The sequence below is a fragment of the Streptomyces sp. DSM 116793 genome (assembly GCF_057320905.1).
In genome coordinates, this window is the sequence record NZ_CM170494.1 from 1,265,529 (window position 1) to 1,287,239 (window position 21,711).

The following is a 21,711-nucleotide window of genomic DNA, read 5'->3' on the forward strand; positions in this document are numbered from 1 at the left end:
GTCACGTCGCGGCTCGTCGCTCCCCCGCTGCCTCAGGGGCGTGGGAGGTGCCCCCGGTTCCCCGCGCCCCCTGGTGGGTGGCTCCTGGCGTTCGGGCCGGCCCTGGCCTGCCCAGGGGCGCGGGGAACTGCCCGCGCGAGCACGACGAAGCCGTCACGTCGCCACCGGCCCGCAGGGGCAGCCCGGACCGCACCGGGCCCGCCGTGGGGCGGCGCACCGCGCACATCGCGCTCCGCGCGACGGCCGCCCCGCCGGTACGGCGGTGACCCGGTGACCGCCGTACCCCGTCTGGTCATCGCCGCCCCCGCCTCGGGCACCGGCAAGACCACCGTCGCCACCGGCCTGATGGCCGCCTTCGCGGAGAGCGGCCTCGCCGTCTCCCCCCACAAGGTGGGCCCGGACTACATCGATCCGGGCTACCACGCACTGGCCACTGGCCGCCCGGGCCGCAATCTGGACGCGTTCCTCTGTGGCACGGACCTGATCGGGCCGCTGTTCGCGCACGGCGCACGAGGCTGCGACCTCGCCGTCGTGGAGGGCGTGATGGGCCTGTACGACGGCGCGTCGGGGCGCGGCGAGCTCGCCTCCACGGCCCAGGTCGCCGCCCTGCTGAAGGCCCCCGTCGTGCTCGTCGTGGACGCCTCGGCACAGTCCCGGTCGGTGGCCGCGCTGGTGCACGGCTTCGCCTCCTGGGACCCCGGCGTGCGGATCGGCGGCGTGATCCTGAACAAGGTGGCCTCCGATCGCCACGAGGCACTGCTGAGGGACGCCCTGGACGGCTCCGGGGTGCCGGTGCTGGGCGTGCTGCGCCGGGCGGAGCACCTGCGCACTCCGGCCCGGCACCTTGGCCTGGTGCCGGTGGCCGAGCGGCGCGCCGAGGCCCTCGACGCCGTGCGGGCCATGGCAGAACGGGTCCGGGCCGGCTGCGACCTGCCCGCCCTGGTGGCCCTGGCCCGCACCGCCGGGTCGCTCCCGGAGGCCGCGTGGGAGCCGGCGGCGGCGCTCGCAGCGGCGGCCGCCCCGCCGACCGCGCCACCGTCACGGCCACCGTCGCCCACCACGTCACCGGAGCCGTCGCCGGCCCCGCCTCCGCCCGCGTCCCCGGGCCGCGCCGGGCGTCCCCCGCGGGTCGCGGTGGCCGGCGGCCCGGCCTTCACGTTCTCGTACACCGAGCACGTCGAACTACTCACCGCGGCGGGCGCCGAGGTCGTGTTCTTCGACCCGCTCCGCGACGAGGGCCTGCCCGAGGGCACCGACGGCCTGGTGATCGGGGGCGGCTTCCCGGAGGTCTACGCCCCCGAACTGTCCGCCAACGAGCCGCTGCGCACGGCCGTCGGCGCGCTGGCGCGCTCCGGTGCGCCGGTGGTGGCGGAGTGCGCGGGGCTGCTGTATCTGGCCCGGTCGCTGGACGGCGCCCCGATGTGCGGGGTGCTGGACGCCGAGGCCCGGATGACGCCGAAGCTGACGCTGGGGTACCGGGAGGCGGTCGCGGTGTCCGGGAGCGTGCTGGCCGCGCCGGGCACCCGGATGCGCGGCCACGAGTTCCACCGCACGGCGCTGGAGCCGGGTGCCGGCGCGCACCCGGCCTGGGGCCTGCACGGGGCGGACCGGCGCGTCGAGGGCTTCGTCGAGCGGGGTGTGCACGCCAGCTACCTGCACACGCACTGGGCCGCGCAGCCCGGTGTGGTGCGGCGCTTCACGGACGGGTGCGCGCGCCCGTGACGGATCACCGCACCGGCCGTCGCACGGACCACCGCACCGGCCGTCGCACGGACCACCGCACCGGACGCCCCGCCCGGCCGCGCGGCCCGGAGCACACCGCGCACCCCCGCGGCCGCGCCCCATGGGACCCCTGGACCCCCTCGCCCCCGTCGGGCTCAGTCGACGGCGGTGCCGATCACCACCCACATCAGGGCCACCCCGGCGACCGTGCACAGCAGGGTGGAGCGGGCCGGGTGGCGGTGGCTGGCCTCCGGGAGGATCTCGGCGGCGGCGATATAGAGCAGCACGCCCCCGAAGAACCCCAGGTAGCTGGCGAGCGCCCGCTCGGGGATGGAGAACAGCAGCGTGGACGCCGCGCCCGCGACGGGCGCCAGCGCGTCCGCGAGCAGCATCAGCCAGGCGCTGCGGCGTGCGTTGCCGGACTCCCTGGTCAGCGTGTACGTGTTGAAGCCGTCCGCGAAGTCGTGGGTGACGACGGCGAGCGCGACGGTCAGGCCCATGGCCTCGTCCACCTGGAAGGACGCACCGATCGCGACGCCGTCGGCGATGCTGTGGCCGACCATCGCGCCGGCCGCGCCCAGGCCGAGCTGGGGCACCTGGTCGGGCCGGTGGGCGCCGTGCTCCGCCTGGCGCAGGGCGAGCAGCCGCTCGACGAGATGGGCGACGAGGAAGCCCGCCACGAACAGCAGCAGGGCGGCCGGTACGCCGTACACGTGCTCGCCGGCGCCCTCCAGGGCCTCCGGGAGGAGGTCGAAGCCGACGACGCCGAGCATCAGGCCACCGGCGAACCCGAGCACCAGGTGGCGGCGGTCGGCGACGAACTGGGCCGTCCAGCCGCCGACCAGCGTCATCAGAAAGGAACCCAGTGCCACGAGCACGACCATGGTCCTTTGGTAGCCGATGGGTCCGCACGCCGCACACGCGGGGTGGGCCCCGGGCCACTGGTCGTCGGGGTCGGTGCCTCGGCGGGCGTGCCGGGGGACGAGGTGGTCCGGCTGGTCACCGGGGTGCTCGCGGCGGCCGGGCTGCCGCTGGGCGCCGTCGCCGAGCTGGCGACCGTCGAGGCGCGCGCGGCCGAGCCGGGGCTGCGCCGGGCCGCGGCGCTGCTCGGCGTGCCGCTGGTGGCCTACCCGGCCCGGGAACTGGCCCGGGTGCGGGTGCCGAACCCGTCGCCGGTGGCGCGGGCGGCTGTCGGCACGCCGTCGGTCGCGGAGGCGGCGGCGCTGCTGCGCGGTGGCCGGCTCGTCGTGCCGAAGACGGTCTCCGGGTGCCGCCCGGCGCGTGCGACCTGTGCGGTCGCCCGGCTGCCCGGGCCGGTGCCCGGCCCGGCAGGACGGAAGGGGGCCGCGCGCACCGCGCGGGAGCAGGCCGTGCCAACCGCGCCACTCACCACGGGGAACGGCGCCGCGGGGGCCGAGGACGGCACCGGGCGCGGGGGGAGAGCATGAGCGACGACCACGATCTGCGGCACCACGGCGATGCGGAGGTCCGCGACGGGACGTTCGTCGACCTCGCCGTGAACGTCCGGTCCGGTACTCCCCCGCCGTGGCTGCGGGCGCGGCTCGCCGCCTCGCTGGACGGGCTCGCGGCGTATCCGGACGACCGGGCCGCGCGGGCGGCCGTCGCGTCCCGGCACGGGCTGCCGGTGGAGCGGGTGCTGCTGACGGCGGGCGCCGCGGAGGCGTTCGTGCTGGTGGCGCGGGCGCTTCGGGTGACCAGGCCGGTGGTGGTGCACCCGCAGTTCACCGAGCCCGAGGCGGCGCTCCGGGACGCCAGGCACCGCGTCGGCAGGGTGCTGCTCGACGCGCGGGACGGCTTCCGGCTGCGGGCGGGGGCGGTGCCCGAGGACGCCGATCTGGTGGTGCTCGGCAATCCGACCAACCCGACGTCCGTGCTGCACCCCGCCGAGGAGGTGGCCGCGCTCGCCAGGCCGGGACGGCTGCTGGTGGTGGACGAGGCGTTCATGGACGCGGTGCCCGGCGAGCCGGAGTCGCTGGCGGGCCGCACCGATGTGCCGGGGCTCGTGGTGCTGCGCAGCCTCACCAAGACGTGGGGGCTCGCCGGGCTGCGGGTCGGCTATGTCCTTTCGGACCCCGGGACCGTCTCCGCGCTGGCGCGCGCCCAGCCGCTGTGGCCGGTCTCGACGCCCGCGCTCGCCGCGGCGCGGGCCTGCGTGGCGCCGGCCGCGCTGGCGGAGGCGGAGCGTGCGGCCGCCTCGGGCGCGGCGGACCGGGAGTACCTGGTCGCCGGGCTCACCCGGCTGGGCGCCGCGGCCGGTCGCGGCGACCGCGGGCCGTGGGTCGCGGGCCCGGCCCGCGGACCCTTCGTGCTGGTCCGGCTGTCCGGCGCCGAGACGGTGCGGGCCCGCCTGCGCGAGCACGGCTTCGCGGTACGCCGCGGCGACACCTTCCCCGGGCTGGGCCCGGACTGGCTCCGCGTGGCGGTACGCGACCGCGCCACGACGGACCGCTTCCTGACCGCACTGACCGAGGTTCTCGAGTAACCGGCTCCCCCGTAGGGCCGCGGGGAACCACGCACTCAGCCACAACGAGACCCGCCACGCCACCACCCCAGGGGGCAGCCGCTGCCGCACCGGCACCACCGGCGCCGACGGGTCGCACGCGCAGTTCGCCGCGCCCTGCCAGGGGCACCGCACACCGCGAACAGCACCCCGCCAGGGGCGCGGGGAACCGCGCGACCAGCCACAACGAAACCCGCAGATCGCCACCACCCCAAGAGGCAGCCGCTGCCGCACCCGGGCCACCGGCCGGTGGCGGGTCGCTCGCGCGGGGCGCTACCCCACCACCCGCCCGTTCAGCACCACACACCGCGGGTCCCCGAGGACCCGCACGTCGTCGCGGGGATCCGCGTCGTAGACGACCAGGTCCGCGGGGGCGCCCTCGTCGAGGCCGGGGCGGCCCAGCCAGGCGCGGGCGCCCCACGTCGCGGCGGACAGGGCCGCCCGGGCCGGCAGGCCCGCCCGCACCAGCTCGGCCACTTCGCCGGCCACCAGGCCATGGGCGAGGCCCCCGCCCGCGTCGGTGCCGGTGAAGATCGGGATCCCGGCGTCGTGGGCGGCGCGCACCGTGGCGTAGCGGCGCTTGTGGAGCCGGAGCATATGCGCCGACCAGCGCGGATACCGCTGCTCGCCCGCGGCGGCCAGCTCGGGGAAGGTGGCGATGTTGACCAGCGTCGGCACGATGGCGACGCCGCGCTCCGCGAAGAGCGGGATGGTCTCCTCGGTGAGCCCGGTGGCGTGCTCGATGCAGTCGATGCCCGCCTCCACGAGGTCCCGCAGGGAGTCCTCGGCGAAGCAGTGCGCGGTGACCCGGGCGCCCAGCCGGTGCGCCTCGGCGATGGCGGCCTCGACGGCGCCGCGCGGCCAGCAGGCGGTGAGGTCGCCCTCGGCGCGGTCGATCCAGTCGCCGACGAGCTTGACCCACCGGTCGCCGCGGCGCGCCTCGCGGGCGACATGGGCGACCAGGTCGGGGGGCTCGATCTCGTGGGCGTAGTTGCGGATGTAGCGGCGGGTGCGGGCGATGTGCCGCCCGGCCCGGATGATCTTGGGGAGGTCGTCGCGGTCGTCGATCCAGCGGGTATCGGAGGGCGAGCCCGCGTCGCGCAGCAGCAGGGCGCCCGCGTCGCGGTCGGTGAGGGCCTGCTTCTCCGCGGTCTCGGCGGGCACCGCGCCGTGGGCGTCGAGCCCGACGTGGCAGTGGGCGTCCACCAGGCCGGGCAGCGCCCAGCCGGTGACGGTGCGCACGTCCCGGGCGGCGGCCGGCCGGTCGTAGGTGATCCGGCCGCCGATCACCCAGAGTTCGTCCCGTATGTCCTCGGGCCCGGTGAGGATGCCGCCCTTCACATGCAGCACGGGCGCGCCGGGGCCGGCGGAAGCGGCCGGGCGCGCCGCGCGGTCCGCGTGAGCCTGATCGTCCATGGGTGCAGCTTAGGAGGCGGTGGGCAGGCCCGTGGTCCGTCTCCAGGGCCTACGCTCGGTCCGGCAGCCGGGCCGCGGCGGCGCGCCCGGCGCGCCGTATCCGTGGTCCCTGCCCTGACCAGCACAGACAGACCGGAGGCACGCCCGTGACCGTGACGCACCCCTTCCTCGATCTGGCCCCGTACACCGCGGCGCAGTTCGCCGCCGTGGAGCGCCGGCTCGCGCAGTTGCTGTCCACCGAGCACGATGTCGTGATCATGCAGGGTGAGGCGCTGCTGCCGCTGGAGGGCTGCATACGCGGTGCCGCGGGACCCGGCACCACCGCGCTGAACGTGATCACGGGTCCGTACGGGCAGACGTTCGGCGGCTGGCTGCGGGACTGCGGGGCGGCGGTGGTGGACCTGACGGTGCCGTTCCACACGGCGGTGACGCCGGAGCAGGTCGCCGAGGCGCTGGCCGCCCGGCCCGAGATCGACTTCGTCTCGCTGGTGCACGCCGAGGCGGCGACCGGGAACACCAACCCGGTCGCGGAGATCGGCGAGGTGGTGCGGGCGCACGGTGCGCTGCTCATGGTGGACGCCGTGGCCTCGGTGGCGGCCGAGCCGCTGCTGCCGGACGCCTGGGGGGTGGACCTGTGCGTGATCGGTCCGCAGAAGGCGATGGGCGGCCCCGCGGGGGTCTCCGCCGCGGCCGTGAGCGAGCGGGCCTGGCAGCGGATGGCCGCCAACCCGGCGGCGCCGCGCCGCTCGTACCTGTCGCTGCTCGACTGGAAGGAGCGGTGGATCGACGGCGGCCGCACGGCGCTGCTGCACGCCCCCGCCCAGTTGGAGATGCTGGCGCTCGAGGCGTGTGTGGACCGCATCGAGCGGGACGGCCTGGACGCGGTGATGGCGCGGCACGCCGCGGCGGCGGCGGCCACCCGGGCGGGTGCGGTGGCGCTCGGCGGCGGTCTCGAACCGTTCGTGCACGAGGCGCGGGCCGCCGCGCCGGTGGCCACCACACTGCGGGTGCCCGCCGAGGCGGACGCCGCGCGCCTGGTGGCCCGGGCGCTGGCGGCGGATCCGGCGCTGCCGCTGGCCGCCGGTGGGGGCGCGCTGGCGCGCGAGATGATCCGGGTGAACCACTACGGTCCGCACGCCACGCGTGGGGCGGTCCTCGCCGGCCTCACCGCCCTGGGGGAAGCGCTCGCCGAGTCCGGCGCGCCCGTGGACCTCGCGGGCGCCCGTGAAGCGGTGGCCCGTTCCTGGGAGGGGTGAGAAGCGCCCCGCAGTCGCAGGGCGGGCCGGGGCCGGCCCGAACGCCAGAGCCCGCGGGGGAAATGCCCCGCGGGCTCTTCGCGGACCTTTATCGTGAATTGGACACAACCCGTACGGCCCAAATTCCAGAATGCGTTCCAACGCAGCTTCCCGTATTCTTCTGCCCCGTTTCCGCGATCCTAAACACCCCTGTTTCGAAGGGCCCCAGAGGGGAAATCGGGTGAGTCCCCGTCACGTTACGTACATGTGACATACTCCACACAGCGTCCGATTGCTCCGGAAATTTCCGGGCATACCACCCGCATCGGCGACTCACCGCGCGCGCCCCGCGCACGCGCGATAACATAAAAAAGCTTCGTTCGTAACCCCTCCTCGCGATGCATCTTCCGGAATTGCTCGGTAAATTGAATAAGCATGACCGCTGCACAAGCAGACCTGCAACCGCAATTCCTGGAAATGCCCGAGGGCCTGCGGCTCGACTGCCCACGGGTAGCGGACGGAGCGACTCTCTGGCGGCTCGCCAGAGATTCCAGAACCCTCGACCTCAACTCCCCGTACAGCTACCTGCTGTGGTGCCGTGACTTCGCCGGCACGTCCGTCGTGGGACGCGGCCCCGACGACGAGCCGGTCGCCTTCATCACCGGCTACATCCGGCCGGAGCGGCCCCGCACCCTGGTCGTGTGGCAGGTGGCCGTCGACGAGCGCCACCGCGGCAAGGGCCTGGCCGCCGCGCTGCTGGACGGCCTGACCGCCCGGGTCTCGGCCGAGCGGGGTCTGATCGGCCTCGAAACGACCATCACCCCGGGCAACACCCCCTCTGAGCGGCTGTTCACCTCGTTCGCCAAGCGGCACTCGGTGCCACTGGAACGCGAGGTGCTCTTCCCCACAGGAGTCTTCCCGGAGGACGAACGCCATGACCCCGAGGTGCTGTACCGCATCGGACCCCTGGACTTCTGAGCCCGGCCGGCACGCGCCGCGCCGGACCTCCGTCTGAGACGTCCCCTGACACCCCTCACATCCCAGATCCCAGGAGCATGCTGTGACCATCACCCAGCCGGACCTGAGCGTCTTCGAGACCCTGGAGTCGGAGGTGCGCAGCTACTGCCGCGGTTGGCCCACCGTCTTCGACCGCGCACAGGGCAGCCGCATGTACGACGAGGACGGCCACGAGTACCTGGACTTCTTCGCCGGAGCCGGGTCACTGAACTACGGCCACAACAACGCCGTGCTCAAACGTGCCCTCATCGACTACCTGGAGCGCGACGGGGTCACCCACGGCCTGGACATGTCCACCACTGCGAAACGCGCCTTCCTGGAGGCCTTCCAGGACATCGTGCTGCGCCCCCGCGACCTGCCGTACAAGGTCATGTTCCCGGGGCCGACCGGCACGAACGCCGTCGAGTCGGCGCTCAAGCTGGCCCGCAAGGTCAAGGGCCGCGAGGCGATCGTCTCGTTCACCAACGCCTTCCACGGCATGTCACTGGGCTCCCTCGCGGTGACCGGCAACGCCTTCAAGCGGGCGGGCGCCGGCATCCCGCTGGTGCACGGCACCCCCATGCCGTTCGACCACTACCTGGACGGCCGGGTGCCGGACTTCCTCTGGTTCGAACGACTGCTCGAAGACCAGGGCTCCGGGCTCAACCAGCCCGCGGCGGTGATCGTGGAGACCGTGCAGGGCGAGGGCGGCATCAACGTCGCCCGGCCGGAGTGGCTGCGCGGCCTCGCGGAGCTGTGCGCACGCCGCGACATGCTGCTCATCGTGGACGACATCCAGATGGGCTGCGGCCGCACGGGTGCCTTCTTCTCGTTCGAGGAGGCCGGCATCATCCCGGACATCGTCACCGTCTCGAAGTCGATCAGCGGCTACGGACTGCCGATGTCGCTGTGCCTGTTCAAGCCCGAGCTGGACGTCTGGGAGCCGGGCGAGCACAACGGCACCTTCCGCGGCAACAACCCGGCCTTCGTCACCGCGGCCGCGGCCCTGGAGACGTACTGGACCGACGGCTTCGCCATGGAGAAGCAGACCCTCTCCCGCGGCCAGCAGGTCGCCGAGGCGCTGGGTTCGATCCAGGACGAGCACCGCGGCGAGGTCAAGGAGCACCGCGGGCGGGGTCTGGTGTGGGGCATGGAGTTCCACGACAAGCAGCGGGCCGGGGCAGTCGCCCGGCGCGCGTTCGAGCTGGGGCTGCTGGTCGAGACGTCCGGACCGGAGAGCGAGGTCATCAAGCTCCTGCCGGCCCTCACCATCACCCCCGAAGAGCTGGACGAGGGGCTGCGCACCCTCGCCCGTGCGGTCCGCGAGACGGGCTGACCCCCGGAGGGCACCCGTGTCGGACCGCGTACTGAAACACACCGCCAGAAGATGGCAGAGCACAGAGAAGAGGCGTAGAGCCACGTGATCGTCCGATCGTTCAAGGACATCGAGGGAACCGACCGGCACATCAAGTCGAAGTCGGGCACCTGGGAGAGCAAGCGGATCGTGCTGGCGAAGGAGAAGGTCGGCTTCTCCCTCCACGAGACCATCCTCTACGCGGGTACGGAGACGTCGATGTGGTACGCGAACCACATCGAGGCCGTGCTCTGCGTGGAGGGCGAAGCCGAGCTGACCAACGACGAGACCGGCGAGAAGCACTGGATCACTCCCGGCACGATGTACCTGCTGGACGGTCACGAGCGGCACACCCTGCGGCCCATGACGGACTTCCGGTGTGTCTGCGTCTTCAATCCACCCGTGACCGGACGGGAGGACCACGACGAGAACGGCGTCTACCCACTGTTGACGGAGGAGGCCTGAGCGATGACCGTCACCCCTGAGAAGACCAACGACCTGTACCCGAGCCGGGGCGCCACGGAGGTCTCCATACCGCGCAAGGACCCGGTCGTCTGGAGCGAGCCGGGCACGCCGGGGCCGATCAGCGCCCAGGACCTCGCCTCGTTCGAGCGTGACGGCTTCCTCGCGGTCGAGGAGCTCATCACCCCCGACGAGGTGGCCACCTACCGCGGCGAGCTGGACCGGCTGATCGCCGACCCCGCGGTCCGCGCCGACGAGCGCTCGATCATCGAGCCCAAGTCGCAGGAGATCCGCTCGGTCTTCGAGGTGCACAAGATCAGCGAGGTGTTCGCGAACCTGGTGCGCGACGAGCGCGTGGTGGGCCGCGCCCGCCAGATCCTCGGCTCGGACGTGTACGTGCACCAGTCACGGATCAATGTGAAGCCGGGCTTCGGCGCCTCCGGCTTCTACTGGCACTCGGACTTCGAGACCTGGCATGCGGAGGACGGGCTGCCGAACATGCGCACCGTGTCCGTGTCGATCGCGCTCACCGAGAATTTCGACACCAACGGCGGGCTGATGATCATGCCGGGCTCGCACCAGACGTTCCTCGGCTGCGCGGGCGAGACGCCGAAGGACAACTACAAGAAGTCGCTCCAGATGCAGGACGCGGGCACGCCGTCGAACGAGGCGCTGACCGGCTTCGCCGAGAAGCACGGCATCAAGCTCTTCACCGGCCGGGCGGGCTCGGCCACCTGGTTCGACTGCAACTGCATGCACGGCTCCGGGGACAACATCACCCCGTTCCCGCGCAGCAATGTCTTCATCGTCTTCAACAGCGTGGAGAACGCGGCGGTCGAGCCCTTCGCGGCACCCGTCCGCCGTCCGGAGTTCATCGGCGCGCGGGACTTCACGCCGGTGCGGTGAGTCCGGTCCCGGCACCGCGCATCGGGCGGTGAGCACGTCACGGGCGTGCGGCGGGCCCGGCATCCCCCGGGGTGCCGGGCCCCCGCCGTGTGCGCGGGCCGGACGCGGACGGACCTCACCGTGCGGGGCGGTGGGGCGTCACGGCCCGGGGCGGCCGGCGCGCGGGCGGCGTCAGAGGGTGGGGTAGTCCGTGTACCCGCGGGCGTCGCCGCCGTAGAACGTCTCGCGGTCGGGGGTGTTGAACGGGCCCCCGCTGCGCAGCCGGGCGGGCAGGTCGGGGTTGGCGAGGAAGCGGGCGCCGAAGGTCAGGACGTCCGCCGTGCCGTCCTCGACGAGGGAGAGCTCGGCGGGTCCGGTGGGCTCGCCGGCCGTGAACGGGTTGAGCAGCAGCGGGCCGGAGAACAGGCCGCGCAGCTTCCGGGTGAGGCCGCGGCTCTCCGGTCCCGACTCGCCGATGTGCAGATAGGCGAGGCCGAGCTGGTCCAGCTCCTTCACCAGCGACGTGTAGGTGGGCTCGGGCTCCGGCTCGTCGATGTCGTTGAAGGGGTTGCCGGGCGACAGCCGGATGCCGGTACGCGCGCCGCCGATCTCCGCGGCGACCGCCTTGGCGGCCTCGACGGCGAACCTGCCCCGGCCCTCCGCCGAGCCGCCCCACTCGTCCGTGCGCCGGTTGGAGCCGGGGGCCAGGAACTGGTGGACGAGGTAGCCGTTGGCACCGTGCAGTTCGACGCCGTCGAAGCCCGCCTCGACGGCGCCCAGGGCCGCCGCCGCGAAGTCGGCGATGGTCTCCCGGACCTCGGCGGCGGTCAGCTCGCGCGGCACGACGAAGTCCTTGAGGCCGTCCGGCGTGAAGACCTGTCCTTCGGCGGCGACCGGGGACGGGCCCACGTTCACCAGGCCGTCCGGCAGCAGCGACGGGTGGCCGATGCGGCCCGTGTGCATCAGCTGGGCGAAGATACGCCCGCCGCGTGCGTGCACCGCGTCGGTGACACGGCGCCAGCCCGCCACCTGTTCGGCGCTGTGCAGCCCCGGGGTGTTCGGGTAGCCCTGGCCCACCGGGGAGGGCTGGACTCCCTCGGTGATGATGAGGCCCGCGGTGGCCCGCTGCGCGTAGTACTCGGCCATCAGTTCCGTGGGCACCCCGGACCCGTCCGCTCTGCTGCGGGTCATGGGCGCCATGGCGACTCGGTTGGCGAGGGTGAGGCCGCCGAGGTCGATCGGGTCGAAGGCGGTGGTCATCAGGGGCTCCCGGCAGTGTTCTTCCGTGTTCGGTCGGAACCAGAACGTCATGGTCCGCGCATGACATTCCGCGGAGGGGCCGTCAGGGCGGGAAGGAAACACCGCGTTCACACCGGCACCCCGGTCCCCTCAGGGGCGCGGGGAACTGCGCGCGCGACCACCGGCCGGTGGCCGACTGCGACGGAAACAGCCCCGACGGGCCGGTGACGACTCCCGTAGTGGCCGGTCGCGCCACTCCCCGCGCCCCCACGTGCGCACCCTGACCGACCGGGGGCCACCCCCAAGGGGCGCGGGGAACGGCGCGAACAGCCGCCTACCGGCCGGTGGCCCGGAGACGGCGGGGGCAGGACCCTCGGGACGGTGACGACTCGCGCGTCCACCGTGGCGTGTCGCGCAGTGCCCGGGTGCCCCGGAGGGAACCGGGGCACCGTACGACCGACACGCGCGCGCCGCGAAAGCCGCGGGCTACCGCTCCAGGCGGCCGTTGAAGCGGCGCGGCAGGCCCAGCGGGTTGTCGTCGCGCAGCTCCGGCGGGAGCAGGGCCTCGGGTGCGCCCTGGTACGTCACCGGGCGCAGCCAGCGCTCGATGGCCGTGGCGCCCACGGACGTGGACGTCGACGTGGTGGCCGGGTAGGGGCCGCCGTGGTGCTGGGCGGGCGCCACCGCCACGCCGGTCGGCCAGCCGTCCACCAGCACCCGGCCGGCCAGCGGCGTGAGCTCGGCCAGCAGTTCGGCCCCGCGGCCGCCCTCGCCGGCCGCCTCACCGGCGGACAGGTGCACGGTCGCCGTGAGGTTGCCGGGCAGCCGGGACAGCACGGCGGCGGCCTCGTCCTCGTCCTCGTAGCGCACCAGCACGGTGACCGGGCCGAAGCACTCCTCAAGCAGCAGGTCGTGCTCGCCCGGCGCGGTCAGCCGGGCGGCCGGCACGGTCAGGAAGCCCGCGCTGACGGTGTGCTCGCCGCCCGCGCCCGGCGTCACCGGCGCCTCGACGTCCGGCAGCGCGGCACGGTCGGCGACCCCGGCGATGAAGTTGTCCCGCATCCGGTGGTCGAGGAGCACCCCGGCCTCGGTGTCGCTGACCGCGTCGGTGAGGGCCTTGGCGAGCCGGTCGCCGGCCGCACCGGACGGCGCGAGCACCAGGCCCGGCTTGACGCAGAACTGGCCGACGCCCAGCGTCATGGAGCCGGCCAGCCCGGCGCCGATCTGCTCGGCGCGCTCCGCGGCCGCGGCCTCGGTGACCACGACCGGGTTGAGCGAGCCCAGCTCGCCGTGGAAGGGGATCGGCACCGGCCGCGCGGCGGCCGCGTCGAACAGCGCACGCCCGCCGCGCACCGAGCCGGTGAACCCGGCCCCGGAGATCAGCGGGTGCTCGACCAGGTCGACGCCGGCCTGGAGACCGTGCACGAGACCGACCACGCCCGCCGGGATGCCGTGCTGCTCGGCGGCGCGCCGCAGCAGCGCGGCGACCAGCTCCGAGAGCGCCGGGTGGTCCGGGTGCGCCTTGACGACCACGGGGCTGCCCGCGGCGAGCGCGCTCGCGGTGTCGCCGCCGGCCACCGAGAAGGCGAACGGGAAGTTCGACGCGGAGTAGACGGCGATGACGCCGAGCGGCACCTTGTAGCGGCGCAGGTCGGGGATCGGCGGGGTGGCGGTGGCGTCGGGGTGGTTGATCACCACGCCCAGGAACTCGCCCTCTTCGACCACGCCGGCGAAGGCCCTCAGCTGGTACGTGGTGCGGGCCAGCTCGCCGCCGAGCCGGACCGGGCCGAGCGCCGTCTCGGCGTCGGCGGCCTCCACGAGCTGGTCCTTCGCGCCGTCGAGCACATCGGCGGCGGTCCGCAGGAAGGCCGCGCGCACCACCCGGTCGGCGAGGGCGCCGCGCGCGGCATGCGCCGCCCGGACGGCCTGATCGACCTCCTGGGCTGTGGCTTCCACCGCAACCTGCTCGCGCTGCTTTCCGGTTCGGGGGTCGACACTCCAGACTGGTGCTGCTGCCACCGCGGATTCCTCCAGATGTATGCGACTCACCAGGGCTGTGCAGCGTTGTTCGGTATGCTGAACGCTGTCTCTGATGATGAATCTGCTTCTGGAGACTATATATCTCCAGATCTCCCAGCTTCCATGGGCGAACGAAGGGGTCAAGGACGATGGCGGCAGTCGAGACGGGCGGTGGCGCTCAGGTCAAGTCCGCGGTGCGGACGGTGGAGCTGCTCGAGTACTTCGCGGGCCGCCCCGGGATGCACTCCCTGGCGGCCGTCCAGGAGGCCGTCGGGTATCCGAAGTCGTCCCTGTACATGCTGCTGCGCACCCTGGTCGACCTGGGCTGGGTCGAGACGGACGCCACGGGCACACGCTACGGCATCGGGGTGCGCGCCCTGCTCGTCGGTACCTCCTACATCGACGGCGACGAGGTGGTGGCGGCCGCGCGGCCCACGCTCGACCGGCTCTCCGACGACACCACGGAGACCATCCACCTCGCCCGTCTCGACGGCACGAACGTCGTCTACCTCGCCACCCGCCAGTCGCAGCACTACCTGCGCCCCTTCACCCGGGTGGGCCGCCGGCTGCCCGCGCACTCCACCTCGCTCGGCAAGGCGCTGCTCGCCACGTACTCCGACGAGCAGGTCCGCAAGATGCTGCCGGAGACGCTGCCGCAGCTCACCGAGCACACCATCACCGACCGCGAGAAGCTCATCGAGGAGCTGCACCAGGTGCGCGAGCAGGGCTTCGCGGTGGACCGCGAGGAGAACACGCTCGGGCTGCGCTGCTTCGGCGTCGCCATCCCGTACCGGACACCGGCGCGGGACGCGATCAGCTGCTCGGTGCCGGTGGCGCGGCTCACGCCCGCGCACGAGCAGATGGTCAAGGACGCCCTCTTCGACGCCCGCGACCGCCTCACCCTGGCAACCCGGAGGCTGTGACCCCCGTTCCACCCGCTCCGCGGGCCCGGGGGCGCGCCCCTGCGGGGTGCACCACGCAGGGGCGCGGGGCTGTCACATTGTGCGGCTCGCCGCGTGGGCGCGACCAGCCACGACGAGACCCGCAGACCGCCACTCGCCCCAGGGGCGTCCCCTGCCGCCACCGACCACCGGCACACGGCCACCGGCCGCCGCCGAACGACCGCCGGCAGACGGACGCCCCTCGCCGGAGGGCGAACCGCCCGCGCGGCCCCCGCCGGGAGGCGCGCCTCACCCCTTCTGCTCGTTCCACTCCGCCTGGGCCTTGTCGAGCTGGTCGGCGAGGGTGGCAAGGAAGTCCTTCGCGGACATCTTCCCGAGCAGCACCTTCTGGAGGCTGGGCTCGTTGTCGGCCTTGCTGATGGTGTTCCAGTCGGGCAGGTAGTACGGCAGCTGGACGATCCTGGTGCCGCCGTCGTGGAGCGCGGCGGCGGCGAGCCTGGTGGCCTCGGACTTCTGGACCCAGGGGTCGCCGACCGCCTCGTTGTTGGCGGGGATGGCGCCGGCCGCCTCGTTCCAGGTGCTGTTGGCGGCGTGTGAGACGGCGTACTCGATGAACGTCCACGCCGCCGCCTTGTTCCTGCTCGACCTGAACAGGCCGAGCCCGTCGACCGGGTTGGAGACCTGGACGCGGGTGCCGTCGGCCAGCGTCGGGTTGGGCAGGCCGCGGAACCGGCCGGGGCCCAGCGCCTTCAGGTGGTCCTGGTAGGAGCCGAGGTTGTGGCTCAGCATGCCGATACGGCCGCTGTCCCACTGGGCGACCATCTTCTTGAAGTCGTTGTTGACGTCGGCCGAGGGCGTGTCCTTCTTGTACAGCCCGAGGTACCGCTCCAGGGCCGCCACGTTCCGGGGATCGTCGACGGTGGTCGTGGTCGGCCGGCCGTCCTCGTTCTTCCAGAACGAGGTGATGCCGGACTGCCCGTACATCGCGTCCAGGGCCGGGGCGATCGAGCCCTCGCCGCCGCGCAGGGTGAATCCGAAGGCGTTGTGCGCCCTGTCGGTCAGCTTGTCCGCGGCCGTGTAGAACCGCTCCCAGGTGGTGGGCGCCGGCAGGCCCGCGGCCTTGAACAGGTCGGTGCGGTACCAGAGCGTGCCGTTGTTCGCGGAGGTCGGCACCGTGTAGAGGTGGTCGCCGCCGCCCGCCGAGCGGACGCTGCCGACCATGTTCTCGTTCAGCTTGCCCTTGAGTCCGCTGTCGTCGATGCGGTCCTCGACCGGCTCCAGCGCGCCCTGCGCCGCGATCCCGGCGAGCATCGCCGTGCCCACCCCGCCCACGTCGGGCAGGCCGCCGCCCTGGATGGCGGTGTCGTACTTGGACTGGGCGTTCTCGGCGGGGATGCCGACGTACTTCACATGGATCCCGGGGTGCTGCTTCTCGAAGCCGGCGATGATCTCCTTCCAGACGTCGGTGCGCACCCCGCCGTTGTTGTCCCAGAAGGTGATCTCGCCCTTGCCGGAGCCCTCGGCGCCCTCGTCGCCCCCGGTGCCACTGCCGTCGTCGCCGCAGGCGGCCGTGGTCAGGGCCAGGGTCGCGGCGAGGCCGAGGGACAGGGCGGCGCGGCTCCCCCACCGCCTGGGGGGCCGGGCAGGTAATCCCGTCCTGCCGCGGGTGCTCCGGTGCGTGCTGCGCGTTCTGGTCATGGTCAGCTCTCCTCTTCGGGGGTGTCGTCGTCGGCTTCCGGCTGCCCGGCCCACCGGGCGCCCAGCTCGGCATAGCCGCTGAGCCGTTCGGCGGCCGCCGCCACCAGGCCGTCGATGCCGCGCACGATGCGCCGCGGGCCCCGGGCGCCCGGCACGGAGTACCAGGCGTCCGGCGGCAGCGGCACGGGGTCGGGCGCCCGCCGTATCGCCTCGACGACCCGCATGAAGGCGCCCGTCGCGCGCGCGTCGGCGAGCAGGGCGGCGCGGCCGGCGAGGTGGTCGAGCAGGTTCTCCAGGAGGTCGGTGCGGTCGTGCAGGTGCTCCTCGGGCGGGCGTCCGGTGCGCTCCAGGCGGACCCGGTCCTGCTTGTACCAGAGGGTGACGCGGCCGTGGCTGCCGTGCACCACCACGTAGGGCTCGCCGGGCTCGGCGGCGCAGAGGGTCGCGGCGATCGCGAGGCGGCTGCCCCGGGTGGTGGTGATCCGGGCCCAGGAGGTGTCGTCGGACTCGATGTCGTGGGCCCGGTACAGCTCGGTCTCGACCTGTGCGACGTCGTCGGCGCCCGTCGCCCCGTCCAGCGCGAGGGCGGTGGCCACGGCGTGCGCCAACGGATTGGTCAGCGCGCCGTCGACGACGTCGGCCCCGTCGAGGCGGCGCCGTCCCGCCCAGGGCGCACGGCGGAAGTACGCCTCGTCGCGCACCCATGCGCCCGCGGCCCCGATGCCCCGCACCTCGCCGATGGCACCGTCCGCGACCAGCGCCCGGACCGCCGGCAGGGCGCGGGAGCCCAGCGACTGGAACCCGATCTGGCAGGCCACCCCGGCCCCGGCGACCCCCTCGGTGAGCCGCACGAACTGCGCGTAGGAGGGGGCGGGCGGCTTCTCCAGCAGCAGGTGGACGCCGTGCTCGGCGGCGGTCAGCGCCAGCTCGGTGTGGGTGTGGATGGGGGTGCAGACGACGGCGGCCCCGGGACGGACCTCGGCCAGCAGCGCCCCGAGGTCGGCGGACTGTGCCGGCGCCCCCAGCCCGGCGGTCTCGGCGTCCGGCAGCGGGGCCAGGTCGCAGACGCCCACCAGCCGCACTCGGCCGAGCGCCACCAGCCGCCGGATGTTGGCCAGGTGGCTGCGGCCGTGCCCGCGTGCGCCCACCAGTACCACGGGCACCGGCTCCCGCCGGCCGGCGGCCCGGCCGCTCATCCCTTCACCGCCCCGGCGCTGAAGCCGGTGACCAGCCACTTCTGGATGAACGCGAAGACGATCACGACCGGCACCGCGGCGACCACACCACCGGCCGCCAGCGCGCCGAGGTCGACGCTGTCGGCCCCCATCAGGGTGTTCAGGCCGACCGGGATGGTCTGCTTGTCCTGGTCGCTGAGGAACATCAGGGCGAACAGGAAGTGGTTCCAGCTGTGCACGAACGCGAAGGAGCCCACGGCGATCAGACCGGGCCGCAGCAGCGGCAGCACCACCGAGCAGAACGCCCGGAAGCGGCCGCAGCCGTCCACCCAGGCGGCCTCCTCCAGCGAGTACGGCACGTTCTTCACAAAGCCGCTGAGCAGCATGATCGACAGGGGCAACTGGAAGACGGTCTCGGCGACGACGACACTGCCCAGTGAGTTGATCATGCGCAGGCCGGCGAAGATCTGGAAGAGCGGCACCAGCATCAGCGCGCCCGGGATGAACTGGGAGCACAGCAGCGCGAGGGTGAAGACCCGCTTGACGCGGAAGTCGAAGCGGGCCAGCGCATAGCCCCCGGCGAGCGCCACGACCGTGGTCATCAGCAGCGAGCAGACTCCGACCAGCAGGCTGTTGCCGAAGAAGGTCCCGAAGCTCCGCTCGGTCCACACCTTCTCGAAGTGCTCGGACGTCAGCGGCCACGGCAGCAGCGACGTGGAGCCCGCGGGCCGCAGCGCGAAGAGCAGCATCCAGTAGAACGGGACCAGCGTGAAGAGCAGGTACAGCGCGAGCGGGAGGTAGATCCGCCAGCGGGGCACCTCGTCCCAGGGGCGGCGCCGGCGCGCGGCGCGTACCCGGCGCGCGGGCGGGGCGGAGAGCGCGGGCACGGACAGCGGCGGTGTCATCGCGCCTCACTCCCGAACTTGCTCAGCCTGAGGTACACCAGCGAGCCGAAGAGCAGGATCACGAAGGCCACCGAGGTCAGCGCGGAGGCGTAGCCGAAGTCGTGCGAGTCGACGGCGATGGAGGCGATGCGCAGCGGCAGCGTCGTCGTCTCGCCCGCGGGGCCGCCGCCGGTGAGGGTGTAGAGGAGGTCGACGTTGTTGAACTCCCAGACCGCGCGGAGCAGCGTGGAGAGGATGATGGCGTCCTTGAGGTGCGGCAGCGTGATGTGGAAGAACTGCCGCAGCCGGCTCGCCCCGTCCACCTCGGCCGCCTCGTAGAGGTCCTTGGGCACGGACTGCAGGTCGGCGAGGATGAGGATGGCGAAGAAGGGCACGCCGCGCCAGAGTTCGGCGACCACCACCGCGGGGAAGACGGTGCCGGTGTCCGAGAGCCAGGAGGTGCCGTAGGAGCCCATGCCGAGGTCGGCGAGGTAGCGGGTGACGCCGGTCTGGGAGTTGTAGAGCAGCAGCCAGATGGTCGAGGTCAGCACGCCGGAGACGGCCCAGGGCGAGAAGACCAGGGCGCGCGCCGCCGCCCGGCCCAGGAAGGTCTGGTTGACCAGCAGGGCGAGGGCGAGCCCGAGGAGGAGTTGCAGCACCACCTCGGCGCCGACCCATTTCAGGCTGAAGCCCAGGGTGGGCAGGAACTGGGGGTCGTCGGTGAAGGCGGTGACGAAGTTCCCGAGGCCCGCGAAGCCGTTCCGCCAGGGCTTGGTGGGATTGTGGTGCTGGAGGCTGTAGGAGAAGACGCTGAGCACCGGGTAGGCGATGAAGCCCAGCATCAGCAGCACGGCCGGTGCGATCAGCAGGTACGGCAGACGGCGTGGGACCGCTCCCACTCTGCGGCGGCGGCCACCGGCGGAAGAAGGTGGTGCCTTGGGGGGCTTCCGCGGCACGGCTGCGGCGTGGGTCATGACTGCTCTCCGTTCTGTGATCGGCGGAACCTCCCCCACCGCCGTGAAGGCGTGGGGGCTGCCCCGAGCGGTGCATGACGTGCGTGGGCGGTGCGTGACGTACGTGACGTGCGTGGGCGGTGCGTGACGTACGTGGGCGGTGCGTGACGTACGTGGGCGGTGCGTGACGTGCGGTGAAGCGCTTCGACGGAGCTGGTCGCGCTGCCCCCGGGCCTGGCCCACCGGGGCCCCGGGCCCGGGGGCCCGAGGGGTGCATCGGGGGCGGGCGTTGCCCGGTGGATCGGGTGCGGGGGTGGCTCAGCGGTGACGCTTGTTCCTGACGGACACTTGTCCCTGACGGGGACGGCGAAGGCGCGGACGTGCCTGACGGGCGGTCAGCCCGCGTACGGGTCGGGCACCTTGCCGGGCCGGGCCAGGAAGGCGAAGTCGCAGCCGGTGTCCGCCTGCGTGATCTGCTCACTGTAGAGCGCACCGTAGCCGCGTTCGTACCGCTCGGCGGGCGGCGTCCACGCGGCCCGCCGGCGCGCCAGTTCCTCGTCGGACACCTCGAGCGTCAGGGTCCGCGCCGCCACGTCCAGCGTGATCAGGTCCCCGGTGCGCACCAGGGCCAGCGGGCCGCCGACGTGCGACTCGGGCGCGACGTGCAGCACGCAGGTACCGTAGGAGGTGCCGCTCATCCGGGCGTCGGAGATCCGCACCATGTCCCGTACGCCCTGCTTCAGCAGGTAGTCGGGGATGGGCAGCATGCCGTACTCGGGCATCCCGGGGCCGCCCTTGGGGCCCGCGCCGCGCAGCACGAGGACGTGGTCGGGGGTGATGCCGAGCGCCGGGTCGTCGATGGTGCGCTGGAGGGTCCTGTAGTCGTCGAAGACGACCGCGGGTCCGGTGTGCCTGAGCAGCCCGGGGTCGGCGGCGATGTGCTTGATGACGGCGCCGTCGGGGCAGAGGTTGCCGCGCAGGACGGCCACGCCACCCTCGGACGCGACCGGGTTGTCGCGGGTGCGGATCACGTCGTCGTCGTGCACCAGGACGCCCGCGAGCTGGTCGGCGAGGCGGTCGTGGGCGACGGTGGGCCTCTGAAGGTGGAGCAGGTCGGCGATCCGGGAGAGGAAGCCCGGCAGGCCGCCGGCGAAGTGGAAGTCCTCCATCAGGTACGGGCCCCCGCCGGGCCGCACGTTGGCGAGCACCGGGACCGTGCGGGCGATCCGGTCGAAGTCGTCCAGCGTGAGCGGCACCCCGGCGCGGCCCGCCATGGCGATCAGGTGGATCACCGCGTTGGTGGAGCCGCCGAGGCCGAGCACACAGGTCACCGCGTCCTCGAAGGCCTCGCGGGTGAGCAGGTCGGAGAGCCTGCGGTCACCGCGTATCAGCTCGACGACGCGCCGCCCCGCGGCCGCCGCCATGCGCTCGTGCCCGGAGTCCACGGCCGGGATGGAGGAGGCGCCGGGCAGCGTGACGCCGAGGGCCTCCGCGGCCGCGGTGAGCGTGGACGCGGTGCCCATGGTCATGCAGTGGCCGGGCGAGCGGGCGAGGCCGCTCTCCAGCTCGGACAGCTCGCAGTCGCCGATCGTGCCGGCCCGCAGCTCGTCCCAGTACTTCCACATGTCCGTGCCGGAGCCGAGCACCTCGCCGCGCCAGTGCCCCGGCAGCATCGGCCCGGCGGGCACGAAGATCGCGGGCAGGTCGACGGAGGCGGCGCCCATCAGGAGCGCGGGCGTGGACTTGTCGCAGCCTCCCATCAGCACCGCGCCGTCCACGGGGTAGGAGCGCAGCAGCTCCTCGGTCTCCATCGCGAGCATGTTGCGGTAGAGCATCGGGGTCGGCTTCTGGAACGTCTCGGAGAGCGTGGCGACCGGGAACTCCAGCGGGAAGCCGCCCGCCTGCCACACCCCGCGCTTGACGGCCTGCGCGCGGTCGCGCAGGTGGACGTGGCAGGGGTTGATGTCCGACCAGGTGTTGAGGATCGCGACGACCGGCTTGCCGAGGTGCTCCTCGGGGAGGTAGCCGAGCTGCCGGGTGCGGGCGCGGTGGCTGAAGGAGCGCAGGCCCGAGGAGAGGGAGCTGCCGTACCACTGGTGGCTGCGGAGCCGTTCGGGGGCGACCGGGACACCCGGCCTGCCCGCCGCGGTGCCGGAGCCCGCCGCGGTGCCGGAGCCCGTCGCGGTGCCGGAGCCCGTCGCGGTGCCGGGTCCCACCGTCTCGCCGGAGTCCGGCGCCCCGCCGGAGCCC

At 73.6% G+C, this 21,711-nt stretch carries 18 protein-coding genes; 9 read left to right on the forward strand and 9 right to left on the reverse strand.

The window, feature by feature from the left end; all coding sequences use genetic code 11:
• The first annotated feature begins 270 nt into the window (after nucleotides 1-270).
• Complete coding sequence (locus ACSMXW_RS05385; protein WP_485804312.1) at nucleotides 271-1,722, forward strand: cobyrinic acid a,c-diamide synthase CobB; 1,452 nt, start codon at nucleotides 271-273, stop codon at nucleotides 1,720-1,722.
• 155 nt (nucleotides 1,723-1,877) lie between these two features.
• On the opposite strand, the gene ACSMXW_RS05390 is transcribed toward ACSMXW_RS05385, so the two are convergent.
• Nucleotides 1,878-2,606: a ZIP family metal transporter gene (locus tag ACSMXW_RS05390; protein WP_485804313.1), complete on the reverse strand. Its 729-nt coding sequence runs from the start codon at nucleotides 2,604-2,606 to the stop codon at nucleotides 1,878-1,880.
• A gap of 6 nt (nucleotides 2,607-2,612) precedes the next feature.
• On the opposite strand from ACSMXW_RS05390, the gene ACSMXW_RS05395 reads away from it, so the two are divergent.
• On the forward strand, nucleotides 2,613-3,170 hold the full coding sequence (locus ACSMXW_RS05395; protein ID WP_485804314.1) for a cobalamin biosynthesis protein: 558 nt from the start codon (nucleotides 2,613-2,615) through the stop codon (nucleotides 3,168-3,170).
• On the forward strand, nucleotides 3,167-4,225 hold the full coding sequence (cobC, locus tag ACSMXW_RS05400) for an Rv2231c family histidinol phosphate aminotransferase CobC (protein WP_485804315.1): 1,059 nt from the start codon (nucleotides 3,167-3,169) through the stop codon (nucleotides 4,223-4,225). Before ACSMXW_RS05395 ends, cobC begins: the two co-directional genes overlap by 4 nt.
• Nucleotides 4,226-4,516: 291 nt before the next feature.
• Here the strand turns inward: cobC and ACSMXW_RS05405 are convergent, their stop codons facing one another.
• Entirely contained in the window at nucleotides 4,517-5,659 is a 1,143-nt protein-coding gene (locus ACSMXW_RS05405; protein WP_485804316.1) for an amidohydrolase family protein, read from the reverse strand.
• Between the two features lie 152 nt (nucleotides 5,660-5,811).
• On the opposite strand from ACSMXW_RS05405, the gene ACSMXW_RS05410 reads away from it, so the two are divergent.
• From ACSMXW_RS05410 to thpD, 5 genes are all read left to right on the forward strand, one after another.
• Nucleotides 5,812-6,915: a pyridoxal-phosphate-dependent aminotransferase family protein gene (locus tag ACSMXW_RS05410; protein WP_485807824.1), complete on the forward strand. Its 1,104-nt coding sequence runs from the start codon at nucleotides 5,812-5,814 to the stop codon at nucleotides 6,913-6,915.
• Nucleotides 6,916-7,329: 414 nt separating this feature from the next.
• On the forward strand, nucleotides 7,330-7,872 hold the full coding sequence (gene ectA, locus ACSMXW_RS05415; protein WP_485804317.1) for a diaminobutyrate acetyltransferase: 543 nt from the start codon (nucleotides 7,330-7,332) through the stop codon (nucleotides 7,870-7,872).
• An 82-nt stretch (nucleotides 7,873-7,954) separates the two neighbouring features.
• Nucleotides 7,955-9,226, forward strand: coding sequence for a diaminobutyrate--2-oxoglutarate transaminase (gene ectB / locus ACSMXW_RS05420; RefSeq protein WP_485804318.1), 1,272 nt, complete (start codon nucleotides 7,955-7,957; stop codon nucleotides 9,224-9,226).
• Nucleotides 9,227-9,310: 84 nt separating this feature from the next.
• Nucleotides 9,311-9,709, forward strand: a complete 399-nt coding sequence (locus ACSMXW_RS05425) for an ectoine synthase (RefSeq protein ID WP_485804319.1) — start codon at nucleotides 9,311-9,313, stop codon at nucleotides 9,707-9,709.
• Between the two features lie 3 nt (nucleotides 9,710-9,712).
• Nucleotides 9,713-10,612, forward strand: coding sequence for an ectoine hydroxylase (gene thpD / locus ACSMXW_RS05430; protein WP_485804320.1), 900 nt, complete (start codon nucleotides 9,713-9,715; stop codon nucleotides 10,610-10,612).
• Between the two features lie 171 nt (nucleotides 10,613-10,783).
• On the opposite strand, the gene ACSMXW_RS05435 is transcribed toward thpD, so the two are convergent.
• Both ACSMXW_RS05435 and ACSMXW_RS05440 read right to left on the reverse strand, forming a co-directional pair.
• Complete coding sequence (locus ACSMXW_RS05435) at nucleotides 10,784-11,851, reverse strand: alkene reductase (protein WP_485804321.1); 1,068 nt, start codon at nucleotides 11,849-11,851, stop codon at nucleotides 10,784-10,786.
• Between the two features lie 465 nt (nucleotides 11,852-12,316).
• Entirely contained in the window at nucleotides 12,317-13,849 is a 1,533-nt protein-coding gene (locus ACSMXW_RS05440; protein WP_485804322.1) for an aldehyde dehydrogenase (NADP(+)), read from the reverse strand.
• A gap of 149 nt (nucleotides 13,850-13,998) precedes the next feature.
• On the opposite strand from ACSMXW_RS05440, the gene ACSMXW_RS05445 reads away from it, so the two are divergent.
• Nucleotides 13,999-14,772 (forward strand): IclR family transcriptional regulator, encoded by a 774-nt coding sequence (locus tag ACSMXW_RS05445; protein WP_485804323.1) that lies wholly within the window; start codon nucleotides 13,999-14,001, stop codon nucleotides 14,770-14,772.
• Between the two features lie 267 nt (nucleotides 14,773-15,039).
• On the opposite strand, the gene ACSMXW_RS05450 is transcribed toward ACSMXW_RS05445, so the two are convergent.
• The 5 genes from ACSMXW_RS05450 to araD form a co-directional block, all read right to left on the reverse strand.
• The gene (locus ACSMXW_RS05450) at nucleotides 15,040-16,449 is read right to left on the reverse strand and encodes an ABC transporter substrate-binding protein (RefSeq protein ID WP_485804324.1); all 1,410 of its coding nucleotides are present in this window, start codon (nucleotides 16,447-16,449) and stop codon (nucleotides 15,040-15,042) included.
• Between the two features lie 2 nt (nucleotides 16,450-16,451).
• Nucleotides 16,452-17,645, reverse strand: coding sequence for a Gfo/Idh/MocA family protein (locus tag ACSMXW_RS05455; RefSeq protein ID WP_485804325.1), 1,194 nt, complete (start codon nucleotides 17,643-17,645; stop codon nucleotides 16,452-16,454).
• On the reverse strand, nucleotides 17,642-18,529 hold the full coding sequence (locus ACSMXW_RS05460) for a carbohydrate ABC transporter permease (protein ID WP_485804326.1): 888 nt from the start codon (nucleotides 18,527-18,529) through the stop codon (nucleotides 17,642-17,644). The genes ACSMXW_RS05455 and ACSMXW_RS05460 overlap by 4 nt, the downstream gene beginning before the upstream one ends.
• Entirely contained in the window at nucleotides 18,526-19,482 is a 957-nt protein-coding gene (locus tag ACSMXW_RS05465; RefSeq protein WP_485804327.1) for a carbohydrate ABC transporter permease, read from the reverse strand. Before ACSMXW_RS05465 ends, ACSMXW_RS05460 begins: the two co-directional genes overlap by 4 nt.
• Nucleotides 19,483-19,856: 374 nt before the next feature.
• On the reverse strand, nucleotides 19,857-21,527 hold the full coding sequence (gene araD, locus ACSMXW_RS05470; protein ID WP_485807826.1) for an L-arabinonate dehydratase: 1,671 nt from the start codon (nucleotides 21,525-21,527) through the stop codon (nucleotides 19,857-19,859).
• Nucleotides 21,528-21,711: the final 184 nt, after the last annotated feature.

Excerpts from the sequence above, each read along its gene's own strand:
- ACSMXW_RS05390 (WP_485804313.1), bottom strand. The coding sequence starts at position 2,606 with ATGGTCGTGCTCGTGGCACTGGGTTCCTTTCTGATGACGCTGGTCGGC.
- cobC (WP_485804315.1), top strand. The coding sequence starts at position 3,167 with ATGAGCGACGACCACGATCTGCGGCACCACGGCGATGCGGAGGTCCGC.
- ACSMXW_RS05405 (WP_485804316.1), bottom strand. The coding sequence starts at position 5,659 with ATGGACGATCAGGCTCACGCGGACCGCGCGGCGCGCCCGGCCGCTTCC.
- ectA (WP_485804317.1), top strand. The coding sequence starts at position 7,330 with ATGACCGCTGCACAAGCAGACCTGCAACCGCAATTCCTGGAAATGCCC.
- thpD (WP_485804320.1), top strand. The coding sequence starts at position 9,713 with ATGACCGTCACCCCTGAGAAGACCAACGACCTGTACCCGAGCCGGGGC.
- ACSMXW_RS05435 (WP_485804321.1), bottom strand. The coding sequence starts at position 11,851 with ATGACCACCGCCTTCGACCCGATCGACCTCGGCGGCCTCACCCTCGCC.
- ACSMXW_RS05445 (WP_485804323.1), top strand. The coding sequence starts at position 13,999 with ATGGCGGCAGTCGAGACGGGCGGTGGCGCTCAGGTCAAGTCCGCGGTG.
- ACSMXW_RS05450 (WP_485804324.1), bottom strand. The coding sequence starts at position 16,449 with ATGACCAGAACGCGCAGCACGCACCGGAGCACCCGCGGCAGGACGGGA.
- ACSMXW_RS05455 (WP_485804325.1), bottom strand. The coding sequence starts at position 17,645 with ATGAGCGGCCGGGCCGCCGGCCGGCGGGAGCCGGTGCCCGTGGTACTG.
- ACSMXW_RS05460 (WP_485804326.1), bottom strand. The coding sequence starts at position 18,529 with ATGACACCGCCGCTGTCCGTGCCCGCGCTCTCCGCCCCGCCCGCGCGC.
- ACSMXW_RS05465 (WP_485804327.1), bottom strand. The coding sequence starts at position 19,482 with ATGACCCACGCCGCAGCCGTGCCGCGGAAGCCCCCCAAGGCACCACCT.